The following is an 18585-nucleotide window of genomic DNA, read 5'->3' on the forward strand; positions in this document are numbered from 1 at the left end:
TGTCTGCGATCGACAAGATTGCCGCCGGGGCGCCATCCTATGAGGTGACCCGGTCCAGCATCACTCGCCGTCGAGCGGAGATGATCTTATGCAACCAGACGCAGAACCAACGATCGTGCTGATCCACGGCGCGTTCGCGGACGCTTCGGGCTGGTCTGACGTTATCGAAGGCCTGGCCGAGTTGGGTTTCAACTCCTACGCGCCGCCCAACCCGCTACGCGGCGTGCTCAGCGATGGTGATTACCTGCGCACCTTCCTGAGCACCATAGATGGCCCAGTCGTCCTCGTCGGCCATTCTTACGGTGGCTCTGTGATCACCAATGCCAGTGTGGGCGCTCCCAACATTCGCGCCCTCGTCTACATCGCGGCCTACATGCCGGACGAGGGTGAGACGTTGGCCGCCGCGGGCACGCTCGACGGCGCCTCGAACGAGCTGGGCAACCACCTCGTGGTTCGGCCCTATCCAGACGCGTCCGAAGGTGATGGCGACGCGTACATCGATCCCGATCATTTCCACGCGCTGTTCTGCGCCGATGTGCCCGAAGCCGTGGCGGGGGTGATGGCTGTGAGCCAGCGGCCAGTAGCTCTGTCATGTCTCAGCACACCTTCGGGTCCAGCGGGGTGGAAAACGATCCCCAGCTGGTACCTGGTGGCCAGCAACGACGAGGCAATCCCGCCGATTGCCGAACGAGCGATGGCGGCTCGATCCGGTGCCAAGACTGTCGAGATAACGAGCTCGCATGTGGCGATGATCAGCCATCCGAGCGAGACCATCGATCTGATCTTGGCGGCAATCGCGGCGACCCGTTCTTAGTCCGGCTCCCGTACCAACTTTGCTGCTCGAACGGGATCCATCTCGCCGATACCGGCAGATGGGCAGAGCGCAGCGATCGGGCAGGCACCGCAAGCGGGTTTACGCGCATGGCAGATCCGCCGCCCGTGCCAGGTCGTTCGTTGAGAGAAATCCGTCCAGTCCTTGCGGGCGATCAAGGTTGCGACATCGGCTTCGACCTTCACCGGATCAGTATTCGTCGTAAAGGCCCACCGCGCAGTCAACCGCAGTACGTGGGTATCAACAGCCAGGGCGGGAATGCCGAATGCATTGCCGAGGACGACGCTCGCAGTCTTGCGACCAAACCCGGGCAGTGACACCAGCTCATCGAGCCGGTTGGGCACCTCACCGCCGAAGCGTTCGGTCAGCTGCTGGCCGAGCTTGATCAGGGTGTTTGCTTTGGCTCGGAAGAATCCGCTGGCATGAATCATCTCCTCGAGTTCAGCCCGATCTGCTGCGGCATAGGCACCGGCATCGGGATACCTGGTGAACAACGCCGGCGTGATCTCGTTGATCTTTTTGTCGGTGCTCTGCGCCGAAAGAATGGTCGCCACCGAGAGCTCCAGGGCGTTGTTGAAATCGAGTTCGGAGTGCGCATCGGGATATCGATCGCCCAGCCGCTGATTGATCTTGCGGGCGCGGCGCAGCCGGGCCAACGGGGTTTCGGCCGCGAATGACTTTGTCACAACGATCTCCTAGTTGCCGGGGTAGCGTGCCTTACATGTCGAGGACGAGGTTTGTCACCGGCCTCGCGCAGCAAATGAGGACGTCACCCGGTACCGCGGGTTCAAGGGGATCCGGCGAATACGCGACCTGACCGGACAGCAGCCCGGTGGTACAGGTATGACAGACACCGGTGCGGCAGGACCACCGAGTCGGTACGTCACACTGTTCGGCGAATTCCAACACGCTGCCTTGATTCGTGTCGAACTTGGCCGAGATGCCGCTGCGGGCGAAGGTAACCAGCGGCCCGGTGCCTGGATCGCCGGGTGGTAGGTGGGGAGCGATGAAGTGATGATTGACGATGCCGGGGTTGATCGCACCGAGCGTGCCGAACAATTCAGTGTGGACGTTCGAAGCATCCAGGCCGAGACCGGCCAGGGCTTGTTGCACATCGGTCATGAATCCGGCTGGCCCGCAGATGTAGGCGGTCGCCTCGGCTGGTGTTCTGATCCTCGCCAGTTCGGCTGCACTGAGTCGTCCGCGGTGCAGGTGCTCGTGCCCCTCGGCCCCTTCGAGCTCGCCGCGGTCGCGGGCGCTGTAGAAAATGTGTTCGTGGGAATGTGGAAGGGCTGCAAGTAGATCATGTGCTTCCTGAGCAAGGGCATGCTCGCGCACACTGCGGGCGGCGTGCACCCACCACACCTCGCGCTCCGATCGCTCAGTGACCAGTCGGTGCAACATCGCCAGCAGCGGCGTGACGCCGATTCCGCCGGAGATCAACAAAACCGGCTCGGATCCATCCTGCAGCACGAAGTCACCACGGGGTGCGGCCACGTCCAACTCAGCGCCCGGCTGTAGGTGTGTATGCAGATAGGCGCTGACCAGTCCTTGCGTTTCTCGTTTTACGCTAACCCGATACACATCGTCTCCGGGTGCAGAGGAGAGCGAATAGCTACGGACGGGCGGGGGATCGGCCGCGCCCGCAACGCGGAGCGTCAGGTACTGACCGGCCAAGGCCGCCGGTAGCGGCTGCCCGTCCTCGGCCGCCAAGTAGATGGAGTCGACTGTGCTGCTTTCGTGCACGACCCGAGTCACGCGCAGTGGCCGGAATCCGGCCCAGCTCGGCTCGATGCCGGCGGTACCGGTAGTCGCTGATGACCTTTCGGCGGCGACAAGCTCACGAAACGATCCCTGCCAACCGGGGCTCAACGCGGGAATCTCGAGCGCACGCCGCAGCAGGTCGGTATCGCGATCGGGCAGGTACAGCAAGGCATCCATATCGGCCACGCTGATCTCCTGCGGGCCTGATGCTGTCTTGACGATCTCGTCGCCGGCTTCGACAATTCCCTCGGTGATAACCCGGAAGTAGAAACCCGGGCGGTGATGGCTGACCAGCAGGCTTGGCATGTCCGGAACACCCAGGCGCATCGCAACCCGGAAACATGTCACCCGAGGCTGCGTTACTTCGAATTCCGCAGTGCCGATGCGGTAGCGATCGCCCACACAGACTTGGCTGTCTGGCAGGCCGTCGACCGTGAAGTTCTCGCCGAACTGGCCGAACTCGAAATCGTTACGGCCGAAGTGCTGTTGCCAGTAGTCGTAGGACTGGATCTGATAGACGAACACAGCACGGTTCTCGCCGCCGTGACCGGCGAGGTCACCCTGACCGTCACCGTCGAGGTTGAGCCGGCGTGCCATGCGGGGGCCAGGCACGGCCGACTTCCAGATCCCGGTATGGACCGTCTCGCCATGCCAGTCCACGTCCATGGGGAGACCCACGTTGACCGAGAGTAGCGACGCCATCGCTTTGATCCTCCTCGAAACGGAGCAGGCTGAACCACGGCCGGCGGGCTAGTGAGCGCGCGGGCACGTCGGAGCCAGTCGCTGCACTCCGTGTTGCGATCCTAGCGATGGCGAGGTGTGCAAAGGGTCGCGAGGTGTCCGAGCCTCCGCGCGGCCCATACTCTGATGACGATGAGAAGGTCGGACCTTGGGGGACAAGTGGCGATATCGGCTGGCGACGTTCGGCAGGCAATGAGCGAGCTGGGCGAGCTACGGTTCGGCGCGACGCCGGTCCAGGACGCAATGGACCGGATCGTGCAGACCACCCATGTGCTATTCGATGTTGACGGTGCGGGTCTGATGCTGGCTGACGATGACCAGCAACTGCGTAGTGTCGCTGTCTCCGATGACCGATTCCGGCATCTCGAGGAGATACAGCTGGCACACGATGAGGGTCCGTGCATCGCAGCGTATGACGATAAACAGCTAATCTGCGTGGAGGATCTCGAAAAGGACGACCGCTGGCCCCATTTCGGGCCAGCCGCGGTCGATCGCGGGGTTCGTGCCGTACTCGCCAGCCCAATCCCCTTCAACCAGCAGGCAATTGGCGTCGTGGGCGTCGTGTCACAGGATTCTCGCCCGTGGTCACCGGAAGGCGAGCTTGCGTTGTTGGCGTTCACCGATCTGGCAGCGTTGCTCATCGCTAGCATGTTGCGCGCCGAAGAAAAGTCTGAATTGGCGACGCAGCTGCAAGGTGCGCTGGATTCTCGCGCGGTAATCGAGCAGGCCAAGGGCGTATTGATCGGCCAACACGGAATATCTGCTCGCCAAGCCTACGAGCAGTTGCGCGATCGATCTCGGCGTGAGCGTCAAAAGCTGTCGTTGGTCGCCGCAGGCGTAGTCGAGGAGGCCGCCCGACGGTGATCCTTGGCGAACTCGGTGCCGACATGCATACTTGGTTAGCCGTCACTGACGCCGCCCAGACCCCGCGGTCCGTTCACTGCGTCGCTGCTCAGCTCTAGCGTTGTCCACTTGCGTGGACGGCCCCTCCTGGCTGTTGCGGCAGCGTTCCGCCTATCGCTGGGGAGACGTCATGATCATCTTGGGTATCGTTTTGCTGATTATCGGGTTCGTGTTCAGCATTCCCATCCTGTGGACTATCGGCATTGTCTTGCTCGTCATCGGAGCCGTCTTGTTTCTGCTCGGCGCCATGGGCCGGGAGGTGGGTGGCCGGCGACACTACTGGTAGTCGCACAGCTCTTGTCGAAGGCTGGGCTGCGCGACGGCCAACGCGGTCCAGCCTGAGATCTGACCCGGTTCTGGCACGATCCGCAGCGCGCGCACTAGGTTGGACGCGTGCGAATAGCGACCTGGAACGTCAACTCGATCAAGCAGCGGTTGCCGAGGTTTCTACCGTGGCTGGACGAGCGCCAACCCGACGTGGTCTGCCTGCAAGAGACCAAGTTGAACGACGAAGCCATCTCAGAACTGCTGCAGGACGAACTGCAACAGCGGGGCTACCAGGGCGCTTATTACGGCCAGGCGCAGTGGAATGGGGTGGCATTGCTGTCCAAGGTCGGCCTCGATGAGGTCGTGCGTGGCATACCCGATGCGCCGGGTTTCCCAGACCCCGAAGCCCGTGCGATTTCGGCGATGTGCGGTGGTATCCGGGTGCACTCGCTGTATGTGCCGAACGGGCGCACCGTAGGCTCGGACCACTACGAATACAAGCTGGCCTGGCTCGAAGCCCTGCGCAGACAGGTAGCGGGCGGTCCCGCCGAGACGGTGGTCTGCGGCGATATGAATATCGCCCCCGCCGACGCCGATGTCTTCGATCCAAAGGCTTATATCGGCCAGACCCATGTCACGGAGCCGGAGCGGGCGGCGTTGACTCAACTATTGAAGCTCGGGCTACACGATGTGGTGCGTGACCGCTGGCCGAACGAGCGCGTTTTCTCGTACTGGGACTATCGAGCGGGCATGTTCCACCAAGACCTCGGTATGCGCATCGACCTGGTGCTGGCTTCAGGCGAAGTGGCCGAGCGGGTTGCAGCAGCGTGGATCGATCGCAAGGCCCGCAAGGGAACCGGCCCGAGCGATCACGCCCCGGTGATCGTCGATCTCGATACTGCACCGGACGGCGACATCGGGCCGATGGTTCCGCCGCCGTCCGCGCCTCGTGGTGCGCGCAAAGCCCCAAAGCTGCCGCAGGCCCGCTAACTGCCAGTAGGCCGAATGGACCCCTTCGCGCGGACCTTGCTGCGGTACGAGTCGTGCCAATCAGGGCGGCGGCCGAAGCTCGGGCGAGCTCGACCCCTTGCCCCCGCGCCTTGAAGTAGGGACGTTGGCGCCCTTTCTTGGACGTGCGGCCCGCGTTGGTTGCGGCCGTTCGGTGGTGCCGATTCGCTTGGCCACCGCTGCGGAAGGATGCCCAGCTCGGCGGATCGCTTCGATCTCTTTCGCTGAGAGCGCAGCAGGCCGCGCTCCGGCTATCCCATCCGGCGGGACCTCGCGGGTGGGCGTTCGCCTGATCGCAGCGAGGTGTTCGTGATTGCCCCGCGCCAGGTCATCGACCTGACGCTGGGTGAACTCGGCCGGCGAGGACGCTCCAGATGTCACCATACGTAGATCTCCTTCAAGCGGTCGCCTTCCACCCGAGCGTTCACGTTCCGCGCTCCGGCTTTGGCGTGTGAAGCGAGAATGGTCATGTTGGTAACCGAGTCTTCGTGGTTGTCGTCGAATTTCCGCCACGCACCGTCGATCCAAGCCCAGGCGTTGGATGCCTCATTGATCGTCCAGAGAGCGTCGACTTTCACGTTGTCATGCCATGCCATCGTGTACTCCTCGGTCTTTGTCTGCGGGCGTCAGGGCTTCAGGTCGTCGGCCTCGAGATGTGCTGACGCCGATCGGTAGATTGCGTCGATGGCGTGCCGCAGCGGCTGGTTCAGTTGCCGCTCAGCCCTGGCTGCTTGTACGTCGTCGGCGAGAAAGACGAAGCTCGTCGACTGTTCGCCGTCGCTGATCTCCAGCCGGCCGACCAGGCTGTCGGGGGGAAAGCCCGTCGCCGCCTGCTCAGCGCGCACCAGCGCGTCCACGTCTATGGAATCGACCAGTCGTCGAAACGCTTCAGGATCGGCTTGCCGTTTACGTTCGCGAGTTGCCTCGTGGTGCCGGTCCTTCAGGTCATCGTGCAGCGATGACGAGACGTTTCCCATCGAATCGACTCGATACTCGAAGACGTAACGTTCGCTGTGCGCGCCGCCGCTCGCCGTCAGCTGAACATATGCTCGCGGCCGGCTGCCCGGGTTCGCTGCGGCCTGCCGCATTCCGTCGGCTATCCGCCCCGGTAGGTTCGGAACGCCCGCTGGGCGCCCGAGTGATCCGTCAGCCATCAGGACCCCCAGGTCGAGGTCGATTCGGACAGTCGATCGCACAGCGGGGTGACCAGCCGTGCGACGACCTCGGTGTTGTCGTCCATCACAGTCCCGGTGTTGACGGGACTTCGGCTTGGACAGGCGCTGTCGGCGTATTCATCGGGGTGACCGAGCATATGGCCGAATTCGTGCGAGGCGACATCTCCGGTGTCCTCGGTATCCCAGTGCGTCATGTCGCTACGGGACGCCCCGGCTGATACCTGAACGGTGTGATGCTCGTTATTGTCGACCCATTCGACAGAGAACGTCAGGGCACATTCGCAATCACAGTCCTTCGTATCGCAGCAGCCGAATCGATTGCTCCATTTCTGTTCGATGCCTTGTTGCCAGGTTGCGCGCAACGAATCCATCGTCGCCGCCGAGATTCCGCGATCGGGAACCAGCCGAATCCGTACGGTGATGTGCGTCCCGCGCTGGGCATAGGCCGCAGTCCAGCCGTAGACACATTCGTTCACGGCGAACGAGATCTCTTCCAACGGTCCGGTCTCGCCGTTGGGGAAGTCGTACATCTCGGTTATGACGCGATCACTGCCCCGCTGCTCCTCGTGCACGGAGATCGCCAGGTTGCGCTCCTTCGCCATAGCGGCGATCGACAACAGCCGGGTGCAGTCGGCGGGTGAACGGTTGTCGAGCTTGCGCCAACCACGGTTACGCACCCAGATCCACGCATTGGCGGTCTCATTGATGGCCCACAGCCCATCAATGTGGCAGCCACACAGCACGGTCACGGGTGCCCCCCAGCAAGGGATCAGCTATCTCACAAGAGTAGCGGTCTCGGCGGCTGGAGTCAGCCCCCGAGACCGAGCCTGACGGCTGAACTCGGCTAGCTGGCCGGCACCTGTTAACGCGAAGTTAGCGGTGTGTGATCCAAGGCGAGCCCGGATTCAAAACTACGGTTACCTCTTGGACATCCGGCCGAGTCAGCATTGAGGGGTGCCACATAGCGCGGCTCAGCGAGAGCCGCTCTGAATTGGGGGGAACCCATTATGGCCGTTGCGATCTACCTAAACCGCAGTGCAGATACCGAGCTGAAGCACCAACAGCTTGTTTACCTCGTCAACGATGCGATCGGCCGCGACCGCGAAGACCTAGCCGTTGAGCTCGTCGAGGCGTACGAGGCTGAAATCCTTTGTGAACGCACGGGAATCGGGTAACACGAGGGTGCGTCACCGCACTTCGGTGGCCATCACCTCAGAGAGATGACTTCGCTTCTTGTTCTTGCGGTGCCGGGCTGTTACCGCCCGCGGCCGCGCGGATCTCTGCGATGCGGGCCTTCGACGGGAAGAACGAAACCGCGGCGATCGCACCGACCAGGAACAGTCCCGATCCAACAGCGAAGGCGACGATGTAGCCGTGCGTTGCCGCGACGGCAACCGCGTTCGGAACGCTGGAATGATCGGCGAGATAACTCGAGGTAGCCGAGGCGGCGAGGGTGCTCAGTACTGCGGTGCCGACCGATCCGCCGACTTGCTGCATCGTGCTGGCCAAGGCGGCGGCGACGCCGGCATCCTGAGGAGCGATTCCAGCGGTTGCGGTGTTCATTGCGGGCGCCATGACCATGCCCATCGCGAAGCCCATCAAAAGCAGCGTCGGTAGCACGCCGGTTACGTAGCTGGAGTGGACATCGATTCTGGTCAGGTAGGCGAGCGCAAGGCAGCCGAGGGTCATGCCGGTGGTGATGACGATTCGCGGGCCGAATCGTGGCAGCGTCACCATGTTCGACGTATTCGAGCTGATCACGATGCAGCCGATCATCGGCAGAAACGCGAACCCTGAAGCCACCGGACTGTAACCGCGAACCAGTTGCAGGTAGTACGTGAGGAAGAGGAACAGCCCGAACATGGCGATTCCCGCTATGCCAATGGACAGGTACGCGGTACCACGGGCGCGATCGGTGATCACCCGCAGCGGGAGCAGTGGGGCGCGAACACGCTTTTCTGCGAGGAAGAACCCGGCGAGCAAAGCGACCCCGAGTGCCAAAGAGATGACCGTTGTCATTTCCGTCCAGCCGGCAGATTCGGCATGGGAGAAGCCGAAGACGAGGCCGAAGAGGCCAGTCGAGGCGAGTACGGCGCCGAGGATGTCTATCCGTTGTCGAACCGGTGACCGTTCGTTGACCATGTACAGGTACGCACCGATACCGGCAGCCGCAGCGAAGATCACGTTGACGTACATCGCCCATCGCCACGACAAGTACTCAGTCAGGATGCCGCCCAGGATGAGCCCGACCGCGCCGCCGCCGACTGCAACCGACCCGAACACGCCGAATGCCTTGCCGCGATCCTTCGGTGAGTGAAACGTCGTGACAAGTGTCGATAACGCAGCCGGCGCAAGAATCGCGCCGAACATGCCTTGGAAAGCGCGCGCGGTTACCAGCACGCCGAAGGAAGTGGCCGCACCGCCCACTGCTGAGGCAAGGGCGAAACCCGCGAGGCCGATGAGGAATGCCCTTTTGCGACCGACTAAATCACCAAACCTGCCACCGAGTAACAGGAGGCTACCGAAGGTCAAGGCGTACGCCGTGACGATCCACTGGCGATTGCTGTCAGCGAAACCCAAGTCGCGCTGTGCCGATGGCAGCGCAATATTCACGATGGTCGAGTCCAGCACGACCATGAGTTGTGCAACGGATACGAAGACGAGGATGAGCCACCTGTGATCCGCAGCTCGCTTGGCCGCCGCCGCCTTGGCTGAGGTGGTCTTGGCTGCCGATTCGGCCTGAGCCGAGCCTGCTGGGGCGGGGGTTTGGACAGACAAAGCTTTCTCCTGGCTATGACGAGAACGGCCTTAATAATCCCGAAACACAAAACAAATTCAAAACTGAGGACATTCCTGAAACTGCCCGCCGAACTGCCCCGAGAGCGAAGCCACAGGTTGTACTCATTTGTGTGCGATAGCCACTTCCGGTTTGGGCACCGGCCGCGGCTCTGGCGGCGACGGTCGTCGAGACTCGACTACTTCTGCGGCAAGCTGCGAGCGTACTTGACGCCGATACTGACCCACCGCCCAACGTCGTCGTCGGTCATGAGTCCCGAGCCGTCGATACGTAGCCAGCCGTCCAGCTGCCGTCCTCGCATGACGAAGCGCTGGGCATGCGGTTGCTCCAGCAACGTCTCGCTCTGGCTGGGGTCGACGCGAAGCAGCAGACCGCCTTGACTGCTGGCGCTGATCGCCAGATGTCCGTTTATCAAGAAGGCAATACCGCCGAACATTGCCCGCTCCGTCAGGCCCTGTTCGCCCTGGAGTGCCTCGCGGAGTTGGTTCGCCAAGTCGTGGTCGTATGGCATGGTCCGAGTATTGCGCGGGGGTGTGACAACGTGCGCGCGTATCCAGGGCTCGGCAAGCCGCGCGAACCGCAAACCGCGAGTCGCGGCCAGCCACCGCAACCATAAACCCGCACCCGGTTGCTCGTAGGTCATTTTGCGGGTAGGTCATTCTTGTACGGTGCGGATCTTGCTCACCTCGGACATCCACTACCGCCTGCCATCAATGGACTGGCTCTGCGCAGTTGCCGCCGACTACGACGCTCTCGTGCTTGCCGGCGATCTACTCGACACAGCCAGTCCGGTGCCGCTCGATGCGCAGATCGTTGTCGTTGCCTCCTACCTACGGCGACTGGCCCAGCTGTCGACGGTATTCGTAGCCTCGGGCAACCATGACCTTGATGGCCCCGGCGTACACGGCGAGCAGGTGAGTTCATGGCTGAGTCGGCCACGAACCGGTGCCCTGCACACCGACGGCCAGTCCGTGGATCTCGGTGCGATCAGAATCACCGTCTGCCCATGGTGGGACGGTCCGGTGACCCGCACAGGTGTCGATGTGCAGTTGCGCTCGGCCGCCGCTGATCGCCCCGCTTCGTGGATCTGGGTCTACCACTCGCCCCCCGCCGGAACAGTGCTGTGTTCCGATGGCCGTCGGTCCTTTCCCGATCGTGACCTCGCTGGATGGATCGAGGAGCATCAACCGGACTTAGTGATGTGCGGGCACATCCATCAGGCGCCGTGGGCTCCTGGCGGCAGCTGGTATGACCGGTTGGGTGCGACCTGGGTATTCAACGCGGGCCACCTCGCGGCGCGCGTCCCGCCGCACATCGTCTTCGATACCGGCCACGCAACCGCGCAATGGTTCGCGACCGTCGAGGATGAGCCTGTCTTGGTCGATCTCGATGCCGCAGCGGGGTAGCCCGATCGGCTGACCCATCGATCACCCGAGCGGATCACGCGCGGATCCCGGACGAGCGGCCGGCGCCTGGTAATGCAAGAGCGCCTCGAGCACGCCGCCGACCATGCCGAGATGGTTGTCGAGGTGCGCGTACTGGCCTCGCACATCAGCCAGATAGCGAGTCATCGCATCGAGACGGTTCGCGGTCAAGCGCAGCACAGCCAGGGCCACCTCAGGTCGACCCAGAAACGCATCAACGTCGGCCGCTACGTGCAACACCGAGGGCGCACCCGCCGTGACGGTTGCCGTCGCCGTCCGAGCGAGCACCGTCGACATCTCACCGAAGACCGCCCCCGGGTAGTCAACGGTGGCGAATGGCGTCCCGTCGCGGTCCATCACCAGGCTTCCGCGGACGAGAACGTAAATCGCCGGCGCCGCGACGCCCTGCTCAACCACCTTCTCACCGGCTTGGATCGAGACGGTCGGCAGATCTGCGGACAGGGCCAACAGTTCCGCGGCCGGTGGCCGTTGCTGGTTAGTGGTCACAGCTCAGTGTGGCGCTGCCGTGGGGCCCGAGTCGAGCCGACCGAGTGTTGAGCAGCACGCGGCTCCGATCGGCCACGACTATCTTCTTTGTAGAGGGGCTTCGTTGTTGAGGGGCTTCGTTGTTGAGGGGCTTCGTTGTTGAGGGGCTTCGTTGGAGAGGAGTTCGTTGGCGATGCTGAGTGGGGTTACGAACGTCTTCTACTTCGTCGACGATCTGCAGTCCGCACGTGCGTGGTACGCCGAGCTGCTCGGGTTCGAACCGATCGAGGTGCAACCGCAACTGGTCACGTTCGCCGTGGGTTCCGTCCGGCTGACCCTGCATCTCGGCGATGACTTCAACACACCGGCCGAGCTGCACGGCACCGTCGCCTACTGGGGTGTCGATGACGTCGACGAGGTCGTCGCCCAGTTCGTTGCCCGGGGCGCAATCGCGCATCGTGGCCCGAAAACGATCTTCACCGGCGAACGTCTCTGCCAGCTGAAGGACCCTTTTGGCAACCTGTTCGGAGTGCGGCAAGCGCCGGTGACGTAAAGGCGAGCCGAGAACCTCACGTTGACCCGCGATGGGACGTCTTCTGGGTGACGGAATCTCCCGGCAAACGGAAGGGCGAAGACCATGAACACCCGCCACGCGATCGCATCGACGGTGATCGGCGACCTGACGCTCGTCGCACACCACGACACCCTCATCGGCGTCTACTTCCCTCAGCACTGGACCAAGCCAGCTCCGGATACTTTCGGGGCCGGCGTCGACCTCCGTGCCGATGCCGTGCTGGAGTTGGCCGGCACGCAGTTGGGGGAGTACCTCAGCGGGCAGCGCACGTCCTTCGAGCTGCCGACGGCGGCGATCGGCGACGCTTTCGAGCGCCGCGTCTGGGCGATGCTGGCCGAGATCCCCTTCGGTAAGACGACCACCTACGGTGAGCTCGCCGACGAGCTCGGCGACCGGGCCCTGGCCCAGACGGTTGGCCAGGCGGTCTGGCGGAATCCGCTGTCCATCATCGTGCCGTGCCACCGCGTGGTCGGAAAAGGCGGCAAACTGACGGGCTATGCAGGCGGTCTCACCCGCAAGCAGTTTCTGCTCGATCTCGAGGCGCCAGAGCTCGCTGCGGCCCGTTTGTTCTGATCCGGGGGGTTTGGCGGCACGGACCAGATGGGGTGGGACCAAATCCGGTAGCGAGTGTGTTGTAGAGAGCGAGGAGGAAAAATGACAGACACATATCGCAAGGACCCAGCAGCCATCTCCCAGTTGACGCCCGAGCAGTACCGGGTAACCCAGGAGAGCGCGACAGAGCCGGCGTTCAACAACGCCTACTGCGACAACAAGGAGCCGGGCATCTACGTGGACATCGTCTCAGGTGAGCCGCTCTTCGCCTCGGTGAACAAATTCGACAGCGGGACGGGTTGGCCAAGCTTCACGGTGCCGATCGAGCCGGGCAACGTGGTCGAGAAGGCGGACAACAGTTACGGCATGCGGCGGATCGAGGTGCGCTCGGCGCACGGTGACAGCCACCTTGGCCACCTGTTCAACGATGGCCCACGAGACGCCGGCGGGTTACGGTACTGCCTTAACTCAGCCGCACTGCGGTTCATCCCGCTCGCGGACCTGGAGACCGAGGGGTACGGGTCCTACCGCACCCTGTTCGACGACACAGACGGGACGGAGTAACGATGAGCAACACCACGGAGAGAGCGGTTCTGGCGGGCGGATGCTTCTGGGGGATGCAGGATCTGATCCGGCGCCGTCCAGGTGTACTGAGCACCAGGGTCGGTTACACGGGCGGAGACACACCGAACGCAACGTATCGCAACCACGGAACGCACGCCGAGGCGCTCGAGATCATTTTCGACCCGGAGCAGACGTCGTACCGCGACCTGCTGGAGTTCTTCTTCCAGGTTCACGATCCGACGACAAAGAACCGGCAGGGTAACGATGTTGGCCTGAGCTACCGATCGGCCATCTTCTACACGAGTGATGAGCAGAAGAAGGTAGCCGAAGACACCATCGCCGACGTCAACGCCTCAGGGCTGTGGCCCGGCAAGGTAGTCACCGAGGTTGCGGCGGCAGGTCCGTTCTGGGAGGCCGAGCCTGAGCATCAGGACTACCTCGAGCACTATCCCAACGGCTACACCTGTCACTTCGTCCGGCCCGGCTGGAAGCTTCCGCACCGGACCGAAACTGCAGTCTCCTAACGAATAGTGCGGCCCGAGTTTCCGCCTCGATCACGGAGAACCGGAAACTCGGGTCACGCTTGCGCCTCAGCCGGACATCATCGCGAGCATCTGCCTTCCACCGGTAGTGGCGAAACGTAGGACCAGTAACGCCGCAAGGCTGAGGAAGATGATGTTCAGCCAGGTCGTGTAGTTCCAGGAGATCCCCATGTCTGCGACGCTGGCCTGCCGTGCTCCGGTGGGGATCAGGCCGAGCGCCGTGAAGATCAGCTCGACGAGGTAGCCGGCCGCCACGGCGGCCAGGTAAAGGCAGCCGGTCAGCGTCCACATCACCCGCGTGCCGTAGTACTTGCGGTAGATAAACAGGATCGGAACGATCAGCAAGTCGGCGAAGATGAAGGACACCACGCCGCCGAAGCTGATTCCGCCATTCCACAGCACTGCCGCCAGCGGGATGTTGCCAATCGAGCAGACAAACGTGGCGATCGCTACCAGCGGGCCGATGAGCGGCCCCCAGATCTTGGCAAGCAGCGGGTGCCCGGAGAAGAAGAGGTTTTGCCAGAACGCGTCGGGTATCCACGCCGCCGCGCAGCCGGCGATGACCAGGCCGGCGATCAGGTCTCGCAAGATCGCCGCCCACTCCATGACGAAGTTGTGCGAGACGGACGTGAAGCCGTCCCTGCTGACGAGCCGGCGGATGAATGACCCGTGCGCTGCGATGGACATGTCCATCGCAGCGTGCCCTTCCATCGAACCTGGTACCGCCTTGTCTGCTTGCGTTCGCGCCGCACTGAGAAAGGTAGGTGAGGCCAGGTGTCCTAGCAGCACTGCAACGATCACGATCATGATCGGGCCTCCGACGAACTCGGCGGCCGTGAATTGCCAGCCCATCAGCAGTGCCAGGATCAGGCCGAGCTCGATCACCAGGTTCGTCGAGGCGATTTGGAACGCAATAGCCGCGACGAAGTCAGCTCCCTTACGAAACAACGAGCGGGCCAACGCCACGGCGGCGTAGGAGCACGACGACGAAGCGGCGCCCAATCCGGCCGCCGTGGCGAGAGTCCGAGGCCCGTGGTCGGGCATCAGCCGAGCGATGGTCGACTTGCGGACAAGCGATTCGACCATTGCAGACAAGGCGAAACCCAGGATCAGCGACCACGTGATCTGCCACGTCATCGAGCCGATCACGCTAAGCGCGTGCAGCAACGCCTGCCAGCCGTCAGTCACGAGCGCTATCTAGCGAGTTCAGCCCACAGCCGAAGTCCTAGGTGTTCGCGACGACAGCTGGGTCCAACGTCGGGTCGTCGGGGACCAGGGTCGGGGTGTCCCGATTGAGCGTTTCGCCTTTGAAGAACGGCGGTGCGACGATCCGCCAGATCCCCATCAGCACGACGCCCAACAGGAATGTTCCGACGCCGAGGAGGAACGTGCCGCCGATGCTCCAGTGCGGCGAGAACGGCATCTGCCAGACGGTGTAACTCGATGCACCCTCGGCGTTCGGGTCGAGCCAGTTGTCGTGCATACTCCAGGCCAGGGCGAAGAACAGGATCGCGCCCCCAAGTGCTGGCAGGATGCCGCGCATCCATAGGTCACGTTGGCTGCCACGTAACGTCTTGCGGAAGTACCAGGCGCAGGCGAAGCCGGTAAGGCCGTAGTAGAAGGCGATCAGCATGCCCAGGGCGGTTACGGCGTCGGCGATCACGCTGGTTGGGTTGTGCGAGCTGTTCATCAAGGCGTACAGCACGATCGAAATGGCGCCGAACGTCAACGTCGAGACTGAAGGAGTGAGGTATCTCGGGTGGATCTTCGCGAACACCCGGGGCAACGCCCGGTAGACCGCCATCGACAGAGAGGTACGGGCAGTCGGCAAGATGGTGGTCTGGGTCGATGCAGCGGCCGACGTGAGCACCATCAATATCAAAAGGTGACTCAAGAAGGTCCCCAGACCCCCATTACCGAAGACGGCTTTACCCAGCACCGAAAGCACATCGCCTGAGTTGTCCTCGTTACCCAGCCCGATGCCGTCGGTGCCGGTGCCGGCGAACGATTGCGCGGCAAGCGTGACCAGCGTATAGGTGACCACTAGCGTGACGGTCGAGATTACCGCTGCCCGCCCTGGCGTCCTCGTCGGATTGGCGGTCTCTTCGTTAACCGAGACCGCTGAGTCCCAGCCCCAGTAGATGAAGATCATCAACAACAGGCCTCTGAAAAACACCGAGAAGGACGGGATGTCGAACGGATTGAACCAGGACCAGGCGACATCGATGGAACCGGACGTCCCGTGACCGCTGCCTACCTTGGCGAGTGCAACGATCGAAAAGACCAGCAGCATGATCAGCTCGATCGTCAGCAAAACCTGCTGCAGTCGGGCGGACAGCTCGATGCCGACGAAACAGATGTAGGTCATCAGCACGATCCACAGGATGCCGACGAGCAGCACCCAGCCGCTCGTCGGATTGTGCCCGATTCCGTCGGCGTTGAAGAGCAGAAACACGTACTGGCCGGCGACCTGGGCAAGGCTCGCCATGACGAGAATGTCAGCGGCCAGGATTCCCCAGCCGCCCAACCAGCCGGCTTTGGGGCCAAAGGCGCGCGTCGCCCAGGTGAATGTTGTTCCGCAATCCGGGTCGACCTTGTTCAGCTCGGAGTAGCCGATCGCGGTGAACAGCATCGGGACGAACGCCAGGATCACGACGACCGGTGATTGCAGCCCGACACCGACGACAATAAATCCGAGGGTCGCGGCCAAACTGTAAGCCGGTGCCGTCGAGGCGACCCCGATCACGACGCTCGCCGCCAGCCCGAGTGCCCCGCCTTTCAGGCCTTTGTCGACAATCGCGGCCGACGGGCCGGCAGATGGTGGTGGCGCAGCTGCTGTTCCGCTCGTCATCGCAACCCCTTAATCCAGGGATGGGGAGCCTGTTTGCCCCCGCAACCGTACCGAGTATGCGAGACACTTGCCTTTCGCGCTAGGAGGCGCCCTTAGGAAGATTCACGCAGCCGCGATCGGCTAGTCCCTCAAGAACGCAGCTTCGAGGTCTTGTTCGACGTTGAGGTGTCGTCAGTTGCCGCCGCTGGTCGCCGCTGGTCGCCGCGGAAGGTGCCGCTGCACATGCCTTCGCCGCACAGGTGAAGTGCTGCAGTATGGGAATATGACAGCAGGCGACACGCGCACCTATCGGATCTGATCGAGGGGCATCATGCACGAGTTCGCGAGTGTCGAGGAGCTCGCCACCGCTATCGGCCTTGGCGGTGAGGCGGGCGACGGACTCGTCCACGGCTTCGAGCGCGAATCCGACTGGACGTACCGCGGCAGCGGGATGGGCATGAAGGGCCATCAAGCCCGATCCAGATGGCTCGTCACGTTCGCTGTGCCAGCCGGTGCCGATACGCACGGCTACCTGATCGCCTATGCGGTCGAAGGGCGGTGGAACGACGACCACGAGTTCGTCTATGTGGAATCAGGACGTTGCCTGCTTCTCGGCGGCCCCTGGTCGGAGTCGCGCGATAGGGAGCTCTACGCCGAGGCGAAAGCACAACCTTGGTGGCATCAGGACATTACCGAGCCAGGCCCGGACGTTTCGGAGATAGCGGCGTGGGTTGACGAGCGCGTGCGTTCATGAGCACGCCGTTGATGAGCATGCCGGCGATGAGCAAGAATGACTAGTCCGACGACACTGTTCCGACGGCCCTCCGCGAGCGAAGGTGTCCGGATCGGAGCACTGCTACGCAAGGAGACGGTCGGCGGGTTTCTCCTTCTAATTGCTGCCTTCACCGCTCTGATATGGGCAAACTGGCCGCACTCTACGAGTTATCTCCGGTTCGTCCACTACGAGTTCGGCCCGGAGTCGCTGCACCTGCACCTCAGTGTCGCTGAGTGGGCCGGCGATGGTTTGCTGGCGATCTTCTTCTTTGCCGCCGGGCTGGAAGTGAAGCGGGAGTTCGTTGCCGGCGACTTGAGCACTGTGCGCCGCGCTGCATTGCCGGTGCTTGCCGCCGTTGGGGGAATGGTCGTGCCGGCGCTGGTATTCAGTGCCGTCAACCTTGGCTCGCGCGATGGTGCGCTGCGCGGCTGGGCGATCCCCTCGGCAACGGACATTGCCTTCGCGGTCGCAGTGCTTGCGATTCTGAGCACACACCTGCCGACGGCGCTGCGCACGTTTCTGCTGACCCTGGCCGTTGTCGATGACTTGCTGGCGATCGTTGTGATCGCAATCTTCTATACATCGAGCCTGAAACCGGGTTACTTCGTCCTCGCGCTCGTGCCGATCGCGATCTTCGGGGTGCTGGTTCAGCGCAGAATCAGGTCCTGGTGGTTGTTGATCCCGCTTGCCGTGGTGGCCTGGGCGCTGATGCACGCCTCAGGGGTGCACGCCACGGTCGCGGGCGTGCTCCTGTCGTTCACCGTTCCCGTTGTTCGCAGCGAAGCGGCAGGCGGCCCAGAAGCCGGGCCCGGGTTGGCCGAACATTTCGAGCACCGCGTCCGGCCACTGTCGAGCGGCGTCGCCGTGCCCGTATTTGCCCTGTGTTCAGCCGGAGTGGTGCTTGGCGGCTGGTCGGGACTCCGGTCGGCACTGGGTGACCGGGTGGCGGTCGGCATCATCGCGGGGCTCGTCGTGGGCAAATCCATCGGGATCTTTGGAACGACGTATCTCGCCGCGAGGTTCACCGGCGCCGAGTTGAATGAAGACCTCGCCTGGAGCGATGTCGCTGGAGTTGCTGTCCTCGGCGGTATCGGGTTCACGGTGTCGCTGCTCATCGGCGAACTTGCCTACTCGTCGAATGCGCTGCGTGCCGATCACATGAAGGTCGGCGTCCTGGCGGGTTCGCTGCTTGCGGCCGTCCTCGCGTCCGGTGTGCTGGTCTTCCGCAGTCGCGCCTACCGTCGCGCGTTATCAGAACAGGACAACGAACCGATCGCGTAGCGGTGAATAAGAATCCGCTCTGCCAGAATGTTGACTCTGTGCATGCAGAATCATATTGTACTTGAGCGGG

General features: G+C 62.9%; 23 protein-coding genes. 12 read left to right on the plus strand and 11 right to left on the minus strand.

All coding sequences use genetic code 11. From position 1 onward, the window contains the following. Positions 1 to 88 precede the first annotated feature (88 nt). Positions 89 to 814 (plus strand): alpha/beta hydrolase, encoded by a 726-nt coding sequence (locus ACSMXN_RS08165; RefSeq protein WP_022911353.1) that lies wholly within the window; start codon positions 89 to 91, stop codon positions 812 to 814. On the opposite strand, the gene nth is transcribed toward ACSMXN_RS08165, so the two are convergent. Then, positions 811 to 1518, minus strand: a complete 708-nt coding sequence (gene nth / locus ACSMXN_RS08170) for an endonuclease III (RefSeq protein WP_022911354.1) — start codon at positions 1516 to 1518, stop codon at positions 811 to 813. The two genes, ACSMXN_RS08165 and nth, sit on opposite strands and share 4 nt — an antisense overlap. Before the next feature lie 31 nt (positions 1519 to 1549). Beyond that, complete coding sequence (locus tag ACSMXN_RS08175) at positions 1550 to 3298, minus strand: MOSC and FAD-binding oxidoreductase domain-containing protein (protein ID WP_022911355.1); 1749 nt, start codon at positions 3296 to 3298, stop codon at positions 1550 to 1552. A 171-nt stretch (positions 3299 to 3469) separates the two neighbouring features. On the opposite strand from ACSMXN_RS08175, the gene ACSMXN_RS08180 reads away from it, so the two are divergent. From ACSMXN_RS08180 to ACSMXN_RS08190, 3 genes are all read left to right on the plus strand, one after another. Next, on the plus strand, positions 3470 to 4201 hold the full coding sequence (locus ACSMXN_RS08180; RefSeq protein ID WP_196811114.1) for a GAF and ANTAR domain-containing protein: 732 nt from the start codon (positions 3470 to 3472) through the stop codon (positions 4199 to 4201). Positions 4202 to 4370: 169 nt separating this feature from the next. Then, positions 4371 to 4526: a DUF6131 family protein gene (locus tag ACSMXN_RS08185; protein ID WP_196811115.1), complete on the plus strand. Its 156-nt coding sequence runs from the start codon at positions 4371 to 4373 to the stop codon at positions 4524 to 4526. A gap of 107 nt (positions 4527 to 4633) precedes the next feature. Beyond that, positions 4634 to 5497, plus strand: a complete 864-nt coding sequence (locus tag ACSMXN_RS08190; protein WP_022911359.1) for an exodeoxyribonuclease III — start codon at positions 4634 to 4636, stop codon at positions 5495 to 5497. A gap of 60 nt (positions 5498 to 5557) precedes the next feature. Here the strand turns inward: ACSMXN_RS08190 and ACSMXN_RS08195 are convergent, their stop codons facing one another. The 4 genes from ACSMXN_RS08195 to ACSMXN_RS08210 are packed head-to-tail and all read right to left on the minus strand — an operon-like array spanning position 5558 to position 7439. Next, the gene (locus tag ACSMXN_RS08195; protein WP_022911360.1) at positions 5558 to 5899 is read right to left on the minus strand and encodes a hypothetical protein; all 342 of its coding nucleotides are present in this window, start codon (positions 5897 to 5899) and stop codon (positions 5558 to 5560) included. Then, complete coding sequence (locus ACSMXN_RS08200) at positions 5893 to 6111, minus strand: hypothetical protein (protein ID WP_022911361.1); 219 nt, start codon at positions 6109 to 6111, stop codon at positions 5893 to 5895. The genes ACSMXN_RS08195 and ACSMXN_RS08200 overlap by 7 nt, the downstream gene beginning before the upstream one ends. Positions 6112 to 6141: 30 nt before the next feature. After that, on the minus strand, positions 6142 to 6669 hold the full coding sequence (locus tag ACSMXN_RS08205) for a hypothetical protein (protein ID WP_022911362.1): 528 nt from the start codon (positions 6667 to 6669) through the stop codon (positions 6142 to 6144). Continuing rightward, complete coding sequence (locus ACSMXN_RS08210) at positions 6669 to 7439, minus strand: hypothetical protein (protein ID WP_022911363.1); 771 nt, start codon at positions 7437 to 7439, stop codon at positions 6669 to 6671. The genes ACSMXN_RS08205 and ACSMXN_RS08210 overlap by 1 nt, the downstream gene beginning before the upstream one ends. A 258-nt stretch (positions 7440 to 7697) precedes the next feature. On the opposite strand from ACSMXN_RS08210, the gene ACSMXN_RS08215 reads away from it, so the two are divergent. Further along, positions 7698 to 7865 (plus strand): hypothetical protein, encoded by a 168-nt coding sequence (locus tag ACSMXN_RS08215; protein WP_022911364.1) that lies wholly within the window; start codon positions 7698 to 7700, stop codon positions 7863 to 7865. Between the two features lie 37 nt (positions 7866 to 7902). Here ACSMXN_RS08215 and ACSMXN_RS08220 read toward each other — a convergent pair whose 3' ends face one another. Together ACSMXN_RS08220 and ACSMXN_RS08225 are read right to left on the minus strand one after the other, a co-directional pair. Next, a complete protein-coding gene (locus ACSMXN_RS08220) occupies positions 7903 to 9468 on the minus strand; it encodes an MFS transporter (RefSeq protein WP_022911365.1) in 1566 nt (521 codons plus the stop codon). Positions 9469 to 9665: 197 nt separating this feature from the next. Beyond that, a complete protein-coding gene (locus tag ACSMXN_RS08225; protein WP_027138944.1) occupies positions 9666 to 9998 on the minus strand; it encodes a TfoX/Sxy family protein in 333 nt (110 codons plus the stop codon). A gap of 157 nt (positions 9999 to 10155) precedes the next feature. Here ACSMXN_RS08225 and ACSMXN_RS08230 point away from each other — a divergent pair, with 157 nt between their 5' ends. Next, entirely contained in the window at positions 10156 to 10893 is a 738-nt protein-coding gene (locus tag ACSMXN_RS08230) for a metallophosphoesterase (RefSeq protein ID WP_022911367.1), read from the plus strand. Positions 10894 to 10914: 21 nt separating this feature from the next. Here ACSMXN_RS08230 and ACSMXN_RS08235 read toward each other — a convergent pair whose 3' ends face one another. After that, positions 10915 to 11418, minus strand: a complete 504-nt coding sequence (locus tag ACSMXN_RS08235; RefSeq protein WP_022911368.1) for a cyclic nucleotide-binding domain-containing protein — start codon at positions 11416 to 11418, stop codon at positions 10915 to 10917. Between the two features lie 172 nt (positions 11419 to 11590). On the opposite strand from ACSMXN_RS08235, the gene ACSMXN_RS08240 reads away from it, so the two are divergent. From ACSMXN_RS08240 to msrA, 4 genes are all read left to right on the plus strand, one after another. Then, a complete protein-coding gene (locus ACSMXN_RS08240; protein ID WP_022911369.1) occupies positions 11591 to 11950 on the plus strand; it encodes a VOC family protein in 360 nt (119 codons plus the stop codon). 84 nt (positions 11951 to 12034) lie between these two features. Beyond that, positions 12035 to 12544, plus strand: coding sequence for a methylated-DNA--[protein]-cysteine S-methyltransferase (locus ACSMXN_RS08245; protein ID WP_022911370.1), 510 nt, complete (start codon positions 12035 to 12037; stop codon positions 12542 to 12544). 81 nt (positions 12545 to 12625) lie between these two features. Further along, positions 12626 to 13087 carry a peptide-methionine (R)-S-oxide reductase MsrB gene (gene msrB / locus ACSMXN_RS08250; protein ID WP_022911371.1) on the plus strand — a complete coding sequence of 154 codons (462 nt, stop codon included), beginning with the start codon at positions 12626 to 12628 and terminating at the stop codon, positions 13085 to 13087. Positions 13088 to 13089: 2 nt separating this feature from the next. Beyond that, positions 13090 to 13611 (plus strand): peptide-methionine (S)-S-oxide reductase MsrA, encoded by a 522-nt coding sequence (msrA, locus tag ACSMXN_RS08255; protein ID WP_022911372.1) that lies wholly within the window; start codon positions 13090 to 13092, stop codon positions 13609 to 13611. A gap of 66 nt (positions 13612 to 13677) precedes the next feature. On the opposite strand, the gene ACSMXN_RS08260 is transcribed toward msrA, so the two are convergent. Both ACSMXN_RS08260 and ACSMXN_RS08265 read right to left on the minus strand, forming a co-directional pair. After that, positions 13678 to 14817, minus strand: a complete 1140-nt coding sequence (locus tag ACSMXN_RS08260) for a permease (protein ID WP_022911373.1) — start codon at positions 14815 to 14817, stop codon at positions 13678 to 13680. 37 nt (positions 14818 to 14854) lie between these two features. Beyond that, positions 14855 to 16480 (minus strand): APC family permease, encoded by a 1626-nt coding sequence (locus ACSMXN_RS08265; RefSeq protein WP_022911374.1) that lies wholly within the window; start codon positions 16478 to 16480, stop codon positions 14855 to 14857. 310 nt (positions 16481 to 16790) lie between these two features. Between ACSMXN_RS08265 and ACSMXN_RS08270 the strand changes: the two genes are divergently transcribed. Together ACSMXN_RS08270 and nhaA are read left to right on the plus strand one after the other, a co-directional pair. Continuing rightward, positions 16791 to 17213, plus strand: coding sequence for a hypothetical protein (locus tag ACSMXN_RS08270; RefSeq protein ID WP_022911375.1), 423 nt, complete (start codon positions 16791 to 16793; stop codon positions 17211 to 17213). Positions 17214 to 17249: 36 nt separating this feature from the next. Next, the gene (gene nhaA, locus ACSMXN_RS08275) at positions 17250 to 18515 is read left to right on the plus strand and encodes a Na+/H+ antiporter NhaA (protein ID WP_022911376.1); all 1266 of its coding nucleotides are present in this window, start codon (positions 17250 to 17252) and stop codon (positions 18513 to 18515) included. Positions 18516 to 18585: the final 70 nt, after the last annotated feature.

This window comes from Parajatrophihabitans canadensis, from assembly GCF_053764775.1.

Coding starts and splice junctions, on each gene's coding strand:
- ACSMXN_RS08165 (WP_022911353.1), top strand. CDS start 89: ATGCAACCAGACGCAGAACCAACGATCGTGCTGATCCACGGCGCGTTC.
- ACSMXN_RS08175 (WP_022911355.1), bottom strand. CDS start 3,298: ATGGCGTCGCTACTCTCGGTCAACGTGGGTCTCCCCATGGACGTGGAC.
- ACSMXN_RS08180 (WP_196811114.1), top strand. CDS start 3,470: ATGAGAAGGTCGGACCTTGGGGGACAAGTGGCGATATCGGCTGGCGAC.
- ACSMXN_RS08185 (WP_196811115.1), top strand. CDS start 4,371: ATGATCATCTTGGGTATCGTTTTGCTGATTATCGGGTTCGTGTTCAGC.
- ACSMXN_RS08195 (WP_022911360.1), bottom strand. CDS start 5,899: ATGGTGACATCTGGAGCGTCCTCGCCGGCCGAGTTCACCCAGCGTCAG.
- ACSMXN_RS08200 (WP_022911361.1), bottom strand. CDS start 6,111: ATGGCATGGCATGACAACGTGAAAGTCGACGCTCTCTGGACGATCAAT.
- ACSMXN_RS08205 (WP_022911362.1), bottom strand. CDS start 6,669: ATGGCTGACGGATCACTCGGGCGCCCAGCGGGCGTTCCGAACCTACCG.
- ACSMXN_RS08215 (WP_022911364.1), top strand. CDS start 7,698: ATGGCCGTTGCGATCTACCTAAACCGCAGTGCAGATACCGAGCTGAAG.
- ACSMXN_RS08225 (WP_027138944.1), bottom strand. CDS start 9,998: ATGCCATACGACCACGACTTGGCGAACCAACTCCGCGAGGCACTCCAG.
- ACSMXN_RS08240 (WP_022911369.1), top strand. CDS start 11,591: ATGCTGAGTGGGGTTACGAACGTCTTCTACTTCGTCGACGATCTGCAG.
- ACSMXN_RS08245 (WP_022911370.1), top strand. CDS start 12,035: ATGAACACCCGCCACGCGATCGCATCGACGGTGATCGGCGACCTGACG.
- msrB (WP_022911371.1), top strand. CDS start 12,626: ATGACAGACACATATCGCAAGGACCCAGCAGCCATCTCCCAGTTGACG.
- msrA (WP_022911372.1), top strand. CDS start 13,090: ATGAGCAACACCACGGAGAGAGCGGTTCTGGCGGGCGGATGCTTCTGG.
- ACSMXN_RS08265 (WP_022911374.1), bottom strand. CDS start 16,480: ATGACGAGCGGAACAGCAGCTGCGCCACCACCATCTGCCGGCCCGTCG.
- ACSMXN_RS08270 (WP_022911375.1), top strand. CDS start 16,791: ATGCACGAGTTCGCGAGTGTCGAGGAGCTCGCCACCGCTATCGGCCTT.
- nhaA (WP_022911376.1), top strand. CDS start 17,250: ATGACTAGTCCGACGACACTGTTCCGACGGCCCTCCGCGAGCGAAGGT.